General features: G+C 37.2%; 15 protein-coding genes and 1 pseudogene. 5 read left to right on the top strand and 11 right to left on the bottom strand.

Annotated elements, in window-relative coordinates; translation table 11 throughout:
- Positions 1 to 14 precede the first annotated feature (14 nt).
- Positions 15 to 1,286 (bottom strand): arginine deiminase, encoded by a 1,272-nt coding sequence (gene arcA / locus Ga0466249_RS19110; protein ID WP_215831081.1) that lies wholly within the window; start codon positions 1,284 to 1,286, stop codon positions 15 to 17.
- A 489-nt stretch (positions 1,287 to 1,775) separates the two neighbouring features.
- On the opposite strand from arcA, the gene Ga0466249_RS19105 reads away from it, so the two are divergent.
- On the top strand, positions 1,776 to 2,171 hold the full coding sequence (locus tag Ga0466249_RS19105; protein ID WP_215831080.1) for a helix-turn-helix domain-containing protein: 396 nt from the start codon (positions 1,776 to 1,778) through the stop codon (positions 2,169 to 2,171).
- 197 nt (positions 2,172 to 2,368) lie between these two features.
- Here the strand turns inward: Ga0466249_RS19105 and Ga0466249_RS19100 are convergent, their stop codons facing one another.
- The 3 genes from Ga0466249_RS19100 to Ga0466249_RS19090 all read right to left on the bottom strand — a co-directional run bounded on the left by Ga0466249_RS19100 (position 2,369) and on the right by Ga0466249_RS19090 (position 4,779).
- On the bottom strand, positions 2,369 to 3,820 hold the full coding sequence (locus Ga0466249_RS19100) for an IS1182 family transposase (protein WP_215831079.1): 1,452 nt from the start codon (positions 3,818 to 3,820) through the stop codon (positions 2,369 to 2,371).
- A 215-nt stretch (positions 3,821 to 4,035) separates the two neighbouring features.
- Positions 4,036 to 4,152, bottom strand: coding sequence for a DUF255 domain-containing protein (locus tag Ga0466249_RS19095; protein WP_246588886.1), 117 nt, complete (start codon positions 4,150 to 4,152; stop codon positions 4,036 to 4,038).
- 201 nt (positions 4,153 to 4,353) lie between these two features.
- Complete coding sequence (locus Ga0466249_RS19090; protein ID WP_215831078.1) at positions 4,354 to 4,779, bottom strand: GNAT family N-acetyltransferase; 426 nt, start codon at positions 4,777 to 4,779, stop codon at positions 4,354 to 4,356.
- A gap of 284 nt (positions 4,780 to 5,063) precedes the next feature.
- Here Ga0466249_RS19090 and Ga0466249_RS19085 point away from each other — a divergent pair, with 284 nt between their 5' ends.
- The 3 genes from Ga0466249_RS19085 (at position 5,064) to Ga0466249_RS19075 (ending at position 7,526) form a co-directional block, all read left to right on the top strand.
- A complete protein-coding gene (locus Ga0466249_RS19085) occupies positions 5,064 to 5,654 on the top strand; it encodes a hypothetical protein (RefSeq protein WP_215831077.1) in 591 nt (196 codons plus the stop codon).
- 403 nt (positions 5,655 to 6,057) lie between these two features.
- Positions 6,058 to 6,945 (top strand): macro domain-containing protein, encoded by an 888-nt coding sequence (locus tag Ga0466249_RS19080; protein ID WP_215831076.1) that lies wholly within the window; start codon positions 6,058 to 6,060, stop codon positions 6,943 to 6,945.
- Positions 6,946 to 6,959: 14 nt separating this feature from the next.
- Positions 6,960 to 7,526: a TIR domain-containing protein gene (locus Ga0466249_RS19075; RefSeq protein WP_215831075.1), complete on the top strand. Its 567-nt coding sequence runs from the start codon at positions 6,960 to 6,962 to the stop codon at positions 7,524 to 7,526.
- Between the two features lie 102 nt (positions 7,527 to 7,628).
- Here the strand turns inward: Ga0466249_RS19075 and Ga0466249_RS27285 are convergent, their stop codons facing one another.
- From Ga0466249_RS27285 to Ga0466249_RS19045, 7 genes and pseudogenes are all read right to left on the bottom strand, one after another.
- Positions 7,629 to 7,760: a hypothetical protein gene (locus tag Ga0466249_RS27285; RefSeq protein WP_281422677.1), complete on the bottom strand. Its 132-nt coding sequence runs from the start codon at positions 7,758 to 7,760 to the stop codon at positions 7,629 to 7,631.
- A gap of 301 nt (positions 7,761 to 8,061) precedes the next feature.
- Positions 8,062 to 9,240, bottom strand: coding sequence for a hypothetical protein (locus Ga0466249_RS19070; protein WP_215831074.1), 1,179 nt, complete (start codon positions 9,238 to 9,240; stop codon positions 8,062 to 8,064).
- Between the two features lie 184 nt (positions 9,241 to 9,424).
- Positions 9,425 to 9,865: a hypothetical protein gene (locus Ga0466249_RS19065; protein WP_215831073.1), complete on the bottom strand. Its 441-nt coding sequence runs from the start codon at positions 9,863 to 9,865 to the stop codon at positions 9,425 to 9,427.
- A gap of 206 nt (positions 9,866 to 10,071) precedes the next feature.
- On the bottom strand, positions 10,072 to 10,701 hold the full coding sequence (locus Ga0466249_RS19060) for a CatB-related O-acetyltransferase (RefSeq protein WP_215831072.1): 630 nt from the start codon (positions 10,699 to 10,701) through the stop codon (positions 10,072 to 10,074).
- 242 nt (positions 10,702 to 10,943) lie between these two features.
- Positions 10,944 to 11,743: pseudogene (locus tag Ga0466249_RS19055) on the bottom strand (nitroreductase family protein).
- Between the two features lie 269 nt (positions 11,744 to 12,012).
- Positions 12,013 to 13,833, bottom strand: a complete 1,821-nt coding sequence (locus tag Ga0466249_RS19050) for an oleate hydratase (protein ID WP_246588884.1) — start codon at positions 13,831 to 13,833, stop codon at positions 12,013 to 12,015.
- Positions 13,834 to 15,234: 1,401 nt separating this feature from the next.
- Positions 15,235 to 15,576: a winged helix-turn-helix transcriptional regulator gene (locus Ga0466249_RS19045; protein ID WP_215831071.1), complete on the bottom strand. Its 342-nt coding sequence runs from the start codon at positions 15,574 to 15,576 to the stop codon at positions 15,235 to 15,237.
- A gap of 115 nt (positions 15,577 to 15,691) precedes the next feature.
- Between Ga0466249_RS19045 and Ga0466249_RS19040 the strand changes: the two genes are divergently transcribed.
- Positions 15,692 to 16,087 (top strand): pyridoxamine 5'-phosphate oxidase family protein, encoded by a 396-nt coding sequence (locus Ga0466249_RS19040; protein ID WP_215831070.1) that lies wholly within the window; start codon positions 15,692 to 15,694, stop codon positions 16,085 to 16,087.
- Positions 16,088 to 16,211: the final 124 nt, after the last annotated feature.

The following is a 16,211-nucleotide window of genomic DNA, read 5'->3' as shown; positions in this document are numbered from 1 at the left end:
TTATCCATGAATGGTTATTTTTCTAAGTTGTCCCGATAGAGCGGCATACTCATACAGCGCGGCCCGCCCCTGCCGCGGGAGAGTTCGGAAGAAGGAATGACATGCAGCTTCAAACCATAACTCTCAAGGATCTGATTGGTCACATGATTACGGGAATAAACGACGACTTCCCCCGGCGCAATCGCCAGCGTGTTGGCGCCATCGTTCCACTGTTCCCGTGATGCATCGATACGGTCGCCATTGCCGCAGCGAATCAGCGTCACCTTTCTTCCTAAATGCTTCTCAAGGATGTCCGCTAATTTCATGTCCTGCTTCTCAATCTTTATTTTCAATCCATTCTTCGAATCAGCCGCTTTAGTCATCTCATAAACTGTCAGAGGCTGTTCAATCGCCGAATGAATCGTAAACTTATCGTAATCAACCATGGTAAAAACAGTATCCAAATGCATAAAAGCCCGCGACGAGGGGATGTGAAAAGCCAGAACCGTTTTAAAACTGCTATTCGCTTCGAATAATCGTCGACAAACTTTCTCCACCGACGCCGAATCAGTTCGCTGGGAAATCCCAATAGCCAGTACTTTGTCACTTAAAACGAGTTCATCGCCCCCTTCCAGCGAAGTCGTTTCTTCCCTGTTAAACCAAAATGGGATCACATTGTCCTTAAATTTAGGGTGATGCTCAAAAATCAGCTTGGCAAAAATCGTCTCCCTGTTGCGCGTTTGTGTACGCATGTGATTGAGCGTAATGCCACTGCCGATCGTGGCAAAAGGATCGCGGGTAAAATATAAGTTCGGCATGGGATCGCACAGAAAAGGATAAGCATTGTTGATTTGATCGCACAGTGACTCACCCTTATAGATGGTTAACTCCTCCTTCCTGACACCCGCCATCATCTTGTCAATCATGTCCGGAGTATCCAGACTATAGAAATAATCAGCCAAAGCTACTTTTACGCTTTCACTTGCTACCGCTGCTTCCTCAATAAACTGCTGAACAAAAGTGGCTTTGACTTTGGCATCCGTTAACGCCTCTGCCGCCAGCTTTTCCAGATACAAGACCTCGACGTTCTGACTTTTTAACACATTAGCAAAGAAATCATGTTCTTGTTGGGCCATTTCCAAATAAGGAATATCATCAAACAGCAACTTTTCCAATAGCTCCGGGATCAGATTTTCCAGCTCACGTCCGGGCCGGTGCAGTAAAACCGATCGCAGCCTGCCTATCTCTGAAGTAACATTTAAACAAGGTTGCTCAAGCAACTGACTCTGTAACGCCGTATTTTCCATTATCTCTCCCTCCGAATAATTACGAATTTTCGTTCTATTTACAAAAGAAATTTCCCACACTCCTTTCCACTACACAAACCACATGCTGTTATGCAGTTTACGTTTTCTCAAAGATACGGTATAATTAAAACGATTAGAAAATTTTTACACCCTTACTCTTGAGACGCTATCGCCAGTAAGGCGCACTGAAACACAGCTACAAGTTGTACCCACGTCATTTGTGGTTTCGTCACAAACCATCAATGACCAACTCAGCTAAGGAAGATCGACTTTTTCTGTTGGCATATGCGCCCAAGAACTCCGGGGGCGTTTGCAGGCATCTGCCGTGCTTTCTCTTGCCTCCTTTCATCGCGTGTGTGAAACGCGGCATTTTTTGAAGATACTAAATATACAATTTATACTTGCAAGTTAATTATAATCTAATATTTGATTTAATTCAAGGATTTTAATCTAATATTTGATATTATTTTTCTTTAAGGTGGTGATCCTGTGCAAGATTATCAAGCATCCCCAGAAATTAAAGAGATTATTGAAAGATTAAAAACGGTAAGAAAAAACTCAGGACTTTCACAGGCTAACTTTGCCAAAGAACTTGGTGTTTCACAAGGGAACGTTGGAACATGGGAAACGGGAGGATCTTTGCCTGGAGCACTAGCACTAAAAACTATTGCTCAAAAATTTGATTGTTCGATTGATTGGATACTTCTAGGGATAGAAAAAGATATGCAACAACAAAAAAGCGAGGCCATTTCTGACCCCGACTTAAAAGACATGATAGCTATATTAAGAAACTTAATGGAAAGCGACGATTCCGATCTACGCGTTTGGGCAAAAGTACAGTTTAAGAACGCGTTTAAAGAATACTGCGATGAGAAAAAGCCGTGATAAGAGGATGCAGGAAAAATTCAAAGAATTTATCTGCCTTAAATACGCCAAAAAACCTGCTAAAAAGAAAGAGGCCACTGAAAAACTTTTGGTTTTTCAGTGGCAAAACTCAAAGTACGAAACAGAAGACGACCCTTGTTCCCAAATTGGGATAAGGTCGTCTTCTACTATTTTGGAAAAAACCGTTATAACTTGCTTTATTTTATCAGTTTTAATATCCTCTTTATATTCACAGCAAAGATTGCCATCGCCCCTTGTAATTCCATGCCAACAAGACCCGAAGATGACGCTGTGTCATACCCGTGTCTGTGCTTGAGTTCACTATTTTTTGCTTCAATCTTGTAGCGCTCCTTCGCCTTTTCTTTAAAGTACTCGCCTTCTTGGAACGCCATTTGTTCGATGTGCATGCCAGATTTAATACTCACCGAGTAAGTTTTGCTTTTTGCCCCCTCTTTGTAGCACCCTTCTTTGAAAGGGCATCGCTTGCAATGCTCAATACCGAAATAGTACGTATCAACTTGCTTCTTCCCAACGCCTTTCCTTCCTTGCCGCGCTTTCCGGATTGCCATGTGACCGGCCTTGCACACATACATGCCCGCGTCCTTATTAAATTGGAATTCGTCTTCTTTTTTTCGGCCCCCTTGCGTAATGAGGGGATGGAGCTTGGCAATGAGCTCTATGTTATTGTCCTTGGTGTATGTTATGTTATCTTTTTCAGAGTAAGCCGTATCCCCAATGACCGTTTTGATTTCCATACCGGTTGCCTTGCTTTTTTCAAGCAACTCCTGTAGTTGCTTGCCGTCATTCTTTTCGCCCGTTGTGACGACAGCTGCCGTAATAATCCGTTCCTCGGTCATGGCAAGATGCGTTTTATATCCAAAAAATGAGGAATCTGCACTCTTATGACCAATTTTTGCATCCTGGTCCTCCGAAATTCGCAACTGATCGAGGTCATCTGTTATCGTTTCTTTGAGCAGATTGAGAGGTTCTTTTATCTTCGGAAGCTCGCAAACGCCGCCTTCTGCTTCAATCACATCGATAAGCTTTTGGCAATAGGCAATTTCGTCTTCGAGTACATCGCTGGGGCTTTTCGTCGGGAACTTCACTTTCAAAGATTCATCGACCTTATAGACGACTTTTCTCAGTTTTCGGGAACGGTCCTGCAAGATTTCGATGGGGGATTTCTGATTATAACGGGCTTTTGTATGGGTTGCATCCACAATGATCGATTTACTTCTGATAATACCCTTTTCGATTGCAATTTCAACGGTTTTATTTATGAGCATATCGAGCAAATTTAGATCCTTTAACCGGAGTCTCCGGAACTTTGTTAAAGAACTTGGATCAATCACCGGATCTTCCGGCGCCATATGGAGAAAATATTTGAAAGACATATCGTATTTAGATCGTTCGACAATGTCAACGTCAGACAGTTCGAAGATCGCTTTGAGCAGCAAATATTTAAACATCCGAATAGGGTCAATCGCATTTCTGCCGTTATCAAGACAATAGCGCTCTTTCAGTTCCTCATATACAAAGGAAAAGTCAATAAGCTCGTTGATTTGCCGCAGTATATTATCTTTAGAAATAATCAAGTTATAGAGTTCTATATAAGGACTTAAAATCATGGATTGTTGTTGTTGAATCATTTGACTCACCTGCTCCCTTTGATACCTTAATTATACAGGAAAAAAGGTACAGCCTCCTCAGTTTTCTTCAGGGGCTATACCTTTTTTGGCATCAAGAGACTTTTTCAGTGGCCTCCCGATAAATAGCAGGCTTTTTCTTTATAAACTTTGAACAAACATAAGCAATCCTCTACTCCGGTCTAAACCGAGATAGAGGATTGTTCCATCACATGACATCAATGGCACGTACTATAGCCGATACTTAGAAATATCGGCTTGTCTTCATTCTTTACTTTGGCAAAGGCATCTGAGCCCCACGGGTACCAATTCAGTGAATTATACGCTTGCCGCAACAGTACGGACTCTTCTCATCGATCAATTTATTTGGTATTCCTTTTATATCACTCATACTTTGCCCCCTTGAAATTCCAATAAGTCTATTATAAACCAAAATAGGCACCAGCATAATGCTGCCGCCACTTTTTGTACTATTATATTTTTTATGCTCAGGAATGTCGATTTGAAAAGTCTCAAGTAATTAACATAACAAACTACTAGCTTAAATTTTTAATAAGATACTTAGGTGATTCAACAAATCCCTGTCGATAATAAAATCTATGTGCATCCACTCTCCTAGAATGCCAATGCACTTCAATCCTATCACACTTCCTGTCTTTTGCTAAAGATATGCAATACTCTTCTAGTTCGCGCCCAATACCTTTACTTCTAATTTCATTATCTACAGCAAAATAGCTTATCCTAGCAAAATCACCTTTAAGAGCTAATTGTGGAATAAAATGAATGGATATGAGCGCAACAACCTTTCCATCACACTCATAGACTAATAATCGTTCATCAGAGTGGTTTAATAACGTTTTAATTTTATCTTGTAAGAATGAATCAGTATCCGAATAATCTAGTTGTTTAAGCAGTTCCTTTATGTCTTTCCAATCAGTTATCTCTGCATCCCTAATTCCCACACAATTAACCTCTTTCCAATCAAACTTTAATACCATCACTGGATTATACGCATGCAACAGGCAAGGATAACTTGCTGGATATTAATGTGATTCTTTCTCAATATACAAAAATATGGTCCCACCAAAGAATCGTTCCCATTCTCACTACGGTCATATATAATTTTATGGATTAAAGTTCTAAACTGAGAAAAGCATAACCAAAAGAAGGCCCCCCCTGGTAATAGCTACCAAGGAAATTATCTACCCTTGTCGAATTTAATAGAAACACGAGTATGGGGGTAAATATGTCGAAAAAAAAAATAATCATTCCACCAACAGTACCTAATAAAAAGGAAAGAGATTGGCTAGTTATTGGATGCACAATAGTAGGTGTAATCATTGCATTAGCAGGAGTAATTTTTACTTCTGTAAAGTATTTTGATGAAAGACCTAGATTACAAATAGTTCAATCCGATGCTCAACTTTATGCTGTTAGTATAAAAAAAGACGATAATTCATTCTTAGCCATTTTTCCAATAAAGATTATAAACCCATCAACTTCTCTAATGACAATTGATCATTTCGAAGTCGATGCTTCTAAAATAAATGCTAAAGAGTATGCATATGGTATTGTAACTAAAGATTTTGTAAATATTAAAGAATTTCGTTTAAAACATTTTAATCCCAATAGTAGTGTCACATATTCTATATATCCGGAGAAATATTTAGTGCCACGCTTTGAAATTGGACCAAAGAAAATTGAAGAAGGGTACATAGTTATTAGTGGCGTGTCATCGGAACCAGTAACAGCAATATCACTCAAAGCACATACCCAAGATGGTGTATTTCCATTCAAAGTAAATCTAACCTCTGCTGAACTAATAAAAACCGAGTAATTTAAATTACTTTTTCGACCACTAACCCCGCTAGTCTCATTATTAATGAATTGTTTCGCATCTCGGATCTCTATTTATTTTTAGAGGTACCTCCATTTTCTATTTTGGTTTTGGATACGAAAAAACCGCCATTTCTGGCGGCGTAGGACTTCGGGCCAACTTGGCCCGAAGTTAGTTGTTAAATTTATGTAGGGGGTTAAGCAGAGGCCCACGAACCATAAAAATCACCTCTTTTCTCATTGTTCTGTGGGGAAATTTGGCGTATAATGGAAATAATCACTTTTTTAAATGGTTGTTGAATAGACATCCTTTTAATACATAAAGTTGAAAAGTCATAGTTTAGCAATTAGACGCAGTTCAATTTATATTCATCATAGTTGATTGAAAAGGGGGTGATTACTACTTGTATCTCAAAAGATTTCTTGCGGCATTATACATTAATTTAAAGACGATTATTTTGCTGACCTTAAAAATATGTGGGATTCTTTTTACTGCAAATACAACGCTTCTTACCTTTATTTCATGGGATGATATTGGAAAATTAAGCGTTTGCCATCGGTTATTTTACTTTGCATCCATCATTATTGCTTCTTTGATAATATCATTCCTTATTGTTATTTTTAAGAGAACAAAGACAATCTGGGAAAACGGTACAGGAAGAATCTCAATAATCTATGGGGATATTTTTAAGATAAGCTTTCCAAAGAAGAATAAAGAGAACCGAATCGTCGTAATCCCTGTAAATACTCATTTTGACACTATAATTGATGAATATGTCGGAAATGTTGCTAAGCCACTTGTTTCTATAAAAACCGTCCATGGGCAATGGTTAAAGAAAATGTTTAGCAACATAACACAGGAGCAATTGGATACAACCATATTGGATAGTTTGAATCTACAAAATAAGCAGTTTAATTTTGATGATACGCGGTATCGCGGAAACAAGCGAGAATATCCAACTGGAACAACAGCGATAGTACCCGGGGAAAATAACGTGACTTTCTTTTTGCTTGCATTGTCAAAATTTGACGAAAACAATAATGCTCAATGCGATGATGATTCTTTTATAGAAGCATTACGCAAATTGATTAGGTTTTATAATGCCAGTGGACAGGGGTACACCATGTATTTACCCTTAATGGGAACCAACCTTTCCCGAGCAGGTTTTTCACATGTAGATGCACTTAATAAAATTACATCAATTCTTAAGCTCGAAAGCAATCAGATTCATGGGCAAATCAATGTTGTGGTTTATAGTAAGGACAAGGATAAAGTATCAATCTGGCAATGATGAAAGGAGCTAATATGGCATACAGAAACGGTAATTATTCAGCCTTTTATGTCGCTGAACCATTTAGCGAGAGCAATTTGGGGGCTTCAAGCACTCACGATTTTGTTTATTACAACACATTACGTATGTGGAAAGGTGCTGACAGCGATTTCCCGTTTATTGATTCTCATAACAAAAATTATAATGTGCGTGATGGGAGCGACTGGGAATCCACTCTAAAGCCTCGGCTTCACGAACGGTTGCGCAACTCAAAAAATGTCATTTTGTTTCTTAGCTCGATTACAAAAAACAGCAAAGCTCTGAGAGAAGAAATTGACTATGGAATAAACAATCAAGGACTTCCAGTAATAGTAATTTACCCCGACTTTTCTGAGAAAAGCGATATAGTGGACAGTAATGGAAACTACAAGAAGCAGGTAAAAGATTTGTGGGATAAGCTACCAATGTTTAGAGATAGCAAGTCTTCTGTGGCAGTCCTTCATGTTCCGTGCAAAAAAGCGCTTATTACGTCTGCACTAAAAGACAATGATTTTATGGTTGGAACAATGACAACGGCTGGCGACTATCATTACAAGTTGTAAATACATCTCAGAGTTTTTTTAACCGCTAATTACGTTTTATAATAGCCCACCAGGTTCAAATATTGGTGGGCTATTATAACTTCGGGCCAACTTGACCCGAAGTTATGCAAACGTTTCGGGGTCGTCCACATCATCATAGTTGAGAATGTCCTCGTTCTCGTCTATGGCGGTGGCTTCCTCGTCAGCACTTACTTTATAAACGGTATACTGCCCATTGGGGTTGAGCTTCTTCATGCGGCGGTTTACCAGCCTGAGGTGACACTAGGGACGTTCCCGCATCATGCATTAAATATTACCAGGAACAATTCAATGGATTCCTTCTTGTGACATCCAGTCTTCTATTCTCTACAATTCCATTTAAACAAAGGAAATCTCTACCAAATCAATACAACGTTCAGCAGAAGTTTTATATTTTTACCTAAATTCATCTTTCTATTACCTATACAAAACCTCCAGCGTCACACCATTTTCTTCCCTATCATATACAATCCTATCTATCAGCAGCCTATACGCTTATTCTGTAGGATACATTATTCTAAGCCTTATTATTTAACATTTCATCAAAAACCTGTAAAATCAACTCTGTTTTAGCAGGTAAGATCCTAGTATCAAATTTTTTACCAATAGCTAATGGTTTATTTATTAATCTTTGAGCTAACGGATTATCGGTTACAAAATAATCACAATATGGTATTGCACTGGAAGCATGATGAAAATCAAATAAATCATTTGGGGTAAATTTTTTTGATTTATCATATCTTACAGAAGCATGTAGACCTGAGTGAATTTGGAGCGACGGAAAATATTGTTGTATTTTTCCGTAACGAAATAGGTTGGAAAAAATATTAATTAATTCTTTTTCTTTTATTACTTTTATTTCAACCAGAGTAGTATCATAATACCACTTCATAAATGATACCAGTGCAGAGTTTATTATTTCAGAACTTGCTTCAATCGCCCCGTGAAATTCTTCAATATATAATTCTTCTAAATTTTTACTTCGGACACCTTTTTTATAAGCCAAGTCTTGATTTAATTCGTCTGATACCTTTTTGAAACCATCGATACCTTGATTATGAAATTCAAATAATTTATAACAATCTCTAAATGGAATTTGATAAATAGCATCTATTAGCGTTTTATTCATTGCAATTACGGCATCATTGCTATTTTTAACATTTATAAATGGCATTCCATAAATCGCTGATGCCTTATCCCATTGGTAACTATTAAAATCAAAATCCGATTTATTTACTTTTAACATATCCATTAAGCAAAAGAAGGTTTCATCAAATACAAGTTGTAATGGATTTTCAACAGTCAATTCTTTACTCAATTTTCCTATAATTTTTAGTAATTCAATAAAATTTTCACTAGTGTCTTGTTTCTGTAATTCAGAATAAATATTGAGACTTGTCACAAAATACACATCATAAAATTCATTTAGATAAATTGCTTTTTGATATATATCGTTCCATTTGGAATTACTTGGCTTTTTCCCCATATGTACATCTCGAAAATTGATCCATACATTTAAATCTAAATATATCTTAGTTGAATTTTTAGGTATTGAGGATATAAAATTATGCTTTTTTAACACCCGATATTCTTCTGTTGTCAAATTATTATTAGTAATATGATAATTAAATTGATTATTCCATTCAAAACCAATTTCTTTTAAATATTCTATAAAGCAATCATTTTCTTTCATCATTTTCAATTATACACCTCTGAATTAATCAACATAATTTACTAAATTATTAATAACATATTATTTATCTCAGCCCCATATTATGGACTTTCCTTTATAGTATTCATTTACCATAAAAGAATAAGAATCCTGCCAAAATCATACAAATTTCAGCAAGATTCTTATTTCTCATTATTAAAATTTATATTTACTTGTACAAAACTTCCAACGTCACGCCATTTTCTTCCCTGTCATACACAATTCGCTCAACCAACAGTCTATATGCCCTATTCTGTTCCCCCGGACTGATAGCACTAGAAAATAATTCCTTAAACTCATCGATCCTATTCTGTATCATCTCTACCGTCACTAAATGAACCTGCGCTGCCAAAGCTAACTTACACTTTTCTATCTCAGCCTCTAGCTCATTCTTCGTCTTCTCATGACCACCAATCCGTTCAGAAAATCGCTGTTTCGTTATCATCCCATCTTCATACAAATCAAGCATTTTTTCTATGCCCTTCTCTGTTTGCGCTAATTCTCGCTGCTTCATCTCAAGAAATGCTTCAAGCTCTTGGCATTGCTCATTTGTTTCCTCTACCAGTTCTAGCGTCTTATCATCAATTTTGATTATTTTCTGGTATAACAAAAATAGCCTTTATCCATTTAATGTGGATAAGGCTATTAAATTCCGTCGCTACCAATAATATGGCTCCGTATCGTAATACAAACGAAATCTTTTCACCAAATGAAGTCAATGAAACAAACAAGTCAAGCTTAGCCCCGCGACTCCTAATCATTATTTTACATCCTTTTAAAACTAAACTGGAACTTCGTTTAGGGGCTGAATAGGTATCAATCTAACTTATTAATGCCTCCAGCTTGAATATATTTAATATTTGCTTGGATTTTTTCATATGACCAATCCCACCACTTAATTTTTAGCAATTTTAAAATTACATCATCACTAAACCTTTTCTTTATAACTTTTGCTGGTATGCCTCCAACAATGGTATAAGGTGAAACATCGTTAGTAACTACTGCTCTGGTTCCAATAATTGCACCATCACCAATTTTCACACCTGACATAATTATAGCATCATATCCTATCCACACATCATTTCCAATTACAATATCACCTTTATTATCCCAAGCATCTTTTGGTTTTAATGCTTCATCCCATTCTTCTCCGAAAAGAGGAAATGTATAAGTAGATAGTGATTTCATTGTGTGATTTCCACTGGTCATGAGAAACTTTGCTTTACATGCAATTGAACAAAACTTACCAATTATTAATTTATCATTGTTTATAGGATACTGATATAGTACATTATTTTTTTCAAAATCTCTTGGGTCATTAAAAAAGTCATTATATATTGTATAATCTCCGACTTTTATATTATCTCTTGTAATTACATTTTTAAGATATATAGTTTGGCAATCATTACTTCTCGGATATACTTTATTTGAATTTGGAATAGTCATGTTTAATTCTCTCCTTTGTATTATGCTGCTTTTATGACTATCCCATTACTGTAAAACAATTGAGATTTACATGGTGAAGGCGAGCCGTATCTAACCCCTATCCCTGCCTATCATGAGCACCTGCCATTACTAATAATATGACTAACCAGTGTCCATTTTTTGTTACTTTAGTGTACATAGGAAAAAATAAAAAGCCAATTGCGTTTCAATTTTTCCAGATTAATAGCATGCCTTGTCGCATATTATAGAAAAACAGCCTCTAATGGATTTCTATCCACTAATCTCTTATAGCTATACTTAGGATATCCAACCATAACCGCGGCTGTTATCTTTTTTCCTTCCGGAATATTGAATAATTTAAGCATCGGAGAATTCTCAATCGATGCAAAATACTCAAAAATCTCAGCCCAACAAGATCCAAGTCCTAGTGAAGGAGCATATAATTCTAGATAAGTCAAAAATGAAACAGAGTTATCTCTAGCACTTCGAAGATCTTTATCTGCAATAGTGATGATTAAGTTGGGAGCACCACGGAAAATTGAATCAACTCCACCTTCCCTGTAACTTCTGACAGCTTTTTCTACTAGATATCTTAATGGGGAATTTTCTATCATTTGAATAGAAATTTCAGTAGCTTTTTCAATTAATTGTTTATTTTCAACTACCACAAAGGATATACCTTGACTATTTTCTGCAGTAGGAGCTAACCTTGCAATATCAATTAATTTTGTTAATTTTTCTCTTGATACTGACTCGTCTTTATAATTTCTTATGGAACGACGCGATCTTAAAAAATTCTCCGCCTGCTGTGAAGTTAACTTAGGAAAATCTTTTGTATCAACTTGTTGCACTAAAGTTGCTTTTTCATTATCTATAGCGGTATTAGGGCATATAGCAACACAATGTCCGCAGGCAATACAAGTGATGTTTGCTATTTCTTCTGGTCCCTTTTCTCCCATCTTTAGGACATCTACTGGACATTCTCTTTAATACAAAGTTCGCATTTAATACATTTTGATTCATCTACAGTGATAAGATTCATTTTGCTCAGCTCCTTATTAAAATCAGGTTTTAAACATACGATAAAAATAGACTAGATTTATATAATCACCCAGATCCCCTCATGGCAAGCTTGAATAATTTCAACCGGGACAGGCTGCATTTCTTGCAAATAAGCAGCCGAATCTAAATCTTGTTTAGCATAGCAAAAACATTCCTGAGCAATCAAGTTATTAGCTGAACCCCTTCTAGCTCTCCATTAAGCATCTCTTCTAATCGCCGCTGGTGCCTTTTACCTCCACGATAATTTCATTATATAATATCATACTTTTTAAGCAACTCCTCTATAACAGTTCCTGAAATTTTGCGCAACACATTTTTCTCTATTAAACTCAATATAAAGGGAAGCTTTAAGTCAGTCAATTTTTTCCCATCCATCATCTTAAATGTGGAATCCAGCAGTACACGAATGTCATAGCAGGAGCCGAAAACCTCCGGCACTCCGCGGTCTACATCTAATAACGTATAGACTGCCTCCATAGCCGTTCGCACGGAATATTCAGTGGTAAATACCGTGTCACGCACCGTATCCGCAAACTGTCCGATAAAAGCAAAGTTTACGCACCCGTCCGGCACCACTTTAGGTCTATCCCCCTTTATCCTAGGCATAAAAAAGGCTGTAATGTACGGTAACATGCAGGGAATGCAATGGGATGATTGAGTGGCCATGTCATGAATTTCATTCTCCGGCACGCCTAAATGGTATAGCCACTCCTCGGTAATTTCTGCGCCAGTACACTTTCTCATGGGCTTCTTGATGTAGTTGCCCGGAACATCTGTGAATAGGCCATACAGCCAAACAACTATCTGATTTTTGGGCTGCTCTTTAAAATGCGGCTGCCGGTTTACTGTATAGCTCATAAGCCATTTAGAATCCTTAACCGTAATGATTCCACCCGTAACCACCCTTCCGTTGAAAGGGTCACGCTTGCAAATTTTCTCGATATAGGAAGGAATCCGGTTATCAAGGGTGGTAATGGTAGCAGATTCCCAGTTTGTCTTTTTAATGTTGGTGCAAAATTTATCGGGATGTCCGAAAGACGGATCTTGTTTTGCAATATTTTGCCAAAGCTCCCAACAACCGCCGACAGAATCATTTAGTTCAGGTGCGTGATGATCGTCGCCAAACGAGGAGTTTTCCGTGCAGCTTCCATTGGTAACAAAAATCAGGTCATCTTCAGTCAAGTCGACAACCTTTTCCCTTCCGTCGCATTGGTAAGCTATTTTCACAGCAACCTTTTTCTCGCCATGAATATCAAAAACCACACTTGTCACCCTGCTGTCGTATTGGAACTGCACGCCATGTGATTCAAGATATTTTATTAGCGGCCGGATCAACGATTCATACTGATTGTATTTTGTGAACTTCAAAGCAGAAAAATCAGGAAGTCCCCCGATGTGATGAATGAATCTCTGAATGTAGAGTTTCATTTCCAGCGCACTATGCCACTCTTCGAAAGCAAACATCGTTCTCCAGTAAAGCCAGAAATTCGATATGAAGAAATCTTCTGTGAAAACATCGGATATCTGCTTATCATACAAATCTTCGTCCCGTGTTATAAATAATTTCACAATTTCCATAGAAGCTTTTTCGCTCAATCCAAATTTTCCATCATTATGGGCATCCTGTCCTTTATTAACAGTCACTCTCATGAGAGAATAGTTCGGATCTTGCTTATTCAGCCAGTAAAATTCATCTAAAACCGAAGCTTCCTTTGTCTCAAGAGAAGGAATCGACCGGAATAAATCCCACAAACACTCAAAATGATTTTCCATTTCGCGTCCGCCACGAATGATGAATCCCTTCTGGTTATCATGGATTCCATCACATGCACCTCCTGCAATGCTTAGCTCTTCCAGGATATGAATGCGTTCTCCTCTCATTTGGCCATCACGCACTAAAAAACACGCGGCTGCTAATGATGCTAAACCAGAGCCGACAAGATACGCTGATTTATTATCCACTCCAGTTGGCTTTTTAGGGCGGGCAAAAGCTTCATAATTTCCGCTGCTATAATACATAACAATTTCACTTCTTTCTTTGTGCTTAAGCACGTTTTTTTGTTTCTCCATCGGTGAGTCTTTCCGCTTTGTTATCTCATTGATCGTTTCTCTTAAACCAATTGCTTTAGTTATTAGAAAACATTGAGACAATATATTCTGGTAAGTGTATTAACTATATTAGACCCTAGCTCGTGCTTGACCATACACTATTCCCCCTTTATTTTTTTAAGTAAAAGCACGATTAAAAAGGCCGGATTAGGATAGCTGTAAAAACCTTTTCCATTGCCTCTTCCGGCCTTGCTTTTTATCTAGATACTTCGTTTTCGACCCTTCTGCGAAATACTCAGCAACTTATCTCCGGCCTCGCCCTTTCCCATCACGATATTGTAAATCATTCTAATTCTCACAATATCTAAAATGGCAAATGGGCCATAAGAAGCTATATTTTATTCTTTTCAATTTCATGAGAATTATGCCGGATGGCTTACGGCTTAATACAGGAAAAAGTCGACTTTTTTCTGCAGCAAAAACTCAAAATGCATTGTACATCAAATCTGCAATACCACACTTATCTACGGGGACAACGGGGTCAGGCTTGAGTTATATAAAATTGACTTATTTACTCCCCCTCAACATTAATCGACTGCTGCCAAATTCTCGTTATATTAGCTGGATCAATTTGGAGTACTCTTGCTAACTGTGCCCTTGTCATTAGATTTCTCTCTATCGCTTCATAAATCAGTCGTTTTCTGGCCGCTACGATCTGTCGTATTCGACATTTCCCTACCTAAAATGTCAAGGGAACGGGGTTGTTGACACGCTTATCGCCCCAGCGCCTGAACCTCTGTCAATCGCCTGACAAAGGTCTATCACTAAATAAACTAAGCAATCGCAATATATCCTCCATCTCCTCTGAATAAAGCTACTTATATATTATTGGGATAGATAACTTAAGCCTGATCCCAAAGTTCCAGTCTAAGACTGCATTTAAAGAATGCTACGCCGCTCATGATGAAAAAAAGCCGTGATTAATTATGCGGAAAAATTCAAAGAATTTATCTACCTTAAATACGCCAAAAAACCTGCTAGAAAAAATAGCAGGTTTTTCCTTATAAAACTTTGAACAAACATAAGCAATCCTCTACCCCGCCTAAACCGAGATAGGGGATTTTTCCATCACATGACACCAATGGCATGCAACAAGTGGAACTCCCTATAAATACTGGCTTCGTCGCCATTTTATTGTTCCAGTACATGCCATTAAAAAACGCGCTTTTTAGGCTTTGAGCCCATACGTTATACGGCTTTGAGCCCTTTCGATTCACTTCCATTACATGCCGCACTTCAAAATAAACATAAGTCAGTAAATTGACTATTGTCTATTCTTTTTTAAATTCGAGATTTCTTCTACAATTTAAATTGACTCAGTTCCTGAAGTACGCAAAGTTGGTACAATAAAATCAAGAGGTACTAGTCAAAATTTATATTAGTTTTCAGGAATTTAATATATTGATTTCCCCATATTTGAAGACTATCAAGTACAGGTTTAAATTGTTTACCCAATTCACTTAATGAATATTCCACCTTAGGTGGTATCTGATTATAAACTGCACGATTAATCAGTCCATTTTTTTCCATTGTGCGCAACTGTTTTGTTAGCGTGGCCTGAGTCAAATCAGGAAGTTCTCTATGCAGTTCATTAAACCGCATTGTCTTAATATTCAAATGATGCATTATAAGTAGCACCCATTTACCTGTAAGTATTTTCTGTGCTGTTACAAACGGGCAAACACCGAACAAATCTTTTTCCATATTAGCCTCCTATAGTATCCAGAAATATACTAACTATCATAAAATATCGTACTTGAATTTTATATTATATCCTGTAAAATATATTGTATATTACTTTTAGCAAAGGAGCAATAGTATGAAAAAAGTATACGAATATCTAAAAAATTGTGGAACCTTTTATTTAGCAACCATGGATGGTGATCAACCAAGAGTTCGTCCGTTTGGCGCAGTAGCAATTTTTGAAGACAAATTTTATATTCAAACAGGAAACGTTAAAAAAGTTTTTGCTCAAATGACCAAGAATCCTAAAATTGGAATTTGCGCCATGGGGAAAGACGGTTCTTGGATTCGTGTTGCTGCAACTGCCATTCAGGATGACAGATTAGAAGCGAGACAGCATATGATTAATGAAAATCCATCATTAAAAAGTAGATATGCTGCCGATGATGGCAATTGTGAAGTTTTATACTTAAAAAATGCTACAGCAACAATTACCTCATTTACTTCAGAACCTAAGATCATTAACTTCTAATTTATTAACCTCACATCGACAGTTCAAAAATTGTCCTTGTGAGGTCATTTTTCTTATTGAACTCTATAACGACGAATGTATCCCATTCGAAATGGTTTCTTCATTCAGTTCTCCAGCCATTCCC

The organism is Pelorhabdus rhamnosifermentans (genome assembly GCF_018835585.1).
In the GTDB taxonomy this organism is placed as follows: domain Bacteria; phylum Bacillota; class Negativicutes; order UMGS1260; family UMGS1260; genus Pelorhabdus; species Pelorhabdus rhamnosifermentans.
This window is presented reverse-complemented; position numbering and strand designations above follow the sequence as displayed.

Excerpts from the sequence above, each read along its gene's own strand:
- arcA (WP_215831081.1), bottom strand. The coding sequence starts at position 1,286 with ATGGAAAATACGGCGTTACAGAGTCAGTTGCTTGAGCAACCTTGTTTA.
- Ga0466249_RS19100 (WP_215831079.1), bottom strand. The coding sequence starts at position 3,820 with ATGATTCAACAACAACAATCCATGATTTTAAGTCCTTATATAGAACTC.
- Ga0466249_RS19085 (WP_215831077.1), top strand. The coding sequence starts at position 5,064 with ATGTCGAAAAAAAAAATAATCATTCCACCAACAGTACCTAATAAAAAG.
- Ga0466249_RS19075 (WP_215831075.1), top strand. The coding sequence starts at position 6,960 with ATGGCATACAGAAACGGTAATTATTCAGCCTTTTATGTCGCTGAACCA.
- Ga0466249_RS27285 (WP_281422677.1), bottom strand. The coding sequence starts at position 7,760 with ATGAAGAAGCTCAACCCCAATGGGCAGTATACCGTTTATAAAGTAAGT.
- Ga0466249_RS19070 (WP_215831074.1), bottom strand. The coding sequence starts at position 9,240 with ATGATGAAAGAAAATGATTGCTTTATAGAATATTTAAAAGAAATTGGT.
- Ga0466249_RS19060 (WP_215831072.1), bottom strand. The coding sequence starts at position 10,701 with ATGACTATTCCAAATTCAAATAAAGTATATCCGAGAAGTAATGATTGC.
- Ga0466249_RS19050 (WP_246588884.1), bottom strand. The coding sequence starts at position 13,833 with ATGGAGAAACAAAAAAACGTGCTTAAGCACAAAGAAAGAAGTGAAATT.
- Ga0466249_RS19045 (WP_215831071.1), bottom strand. The coding sequence starts at position 15,576 with ATGGAAAAAGATTTGTTCGGTGTTTGCCCGTTTGTAACAGCACAGAAA.
- Ga0466249_RS19040 (WP_215831070.1), top strand. The coding sequence starts at position 15,692 with ATGAAAAAAGTATACGAATATCTAAAAAATTGTGGAACCTTTTATTTA.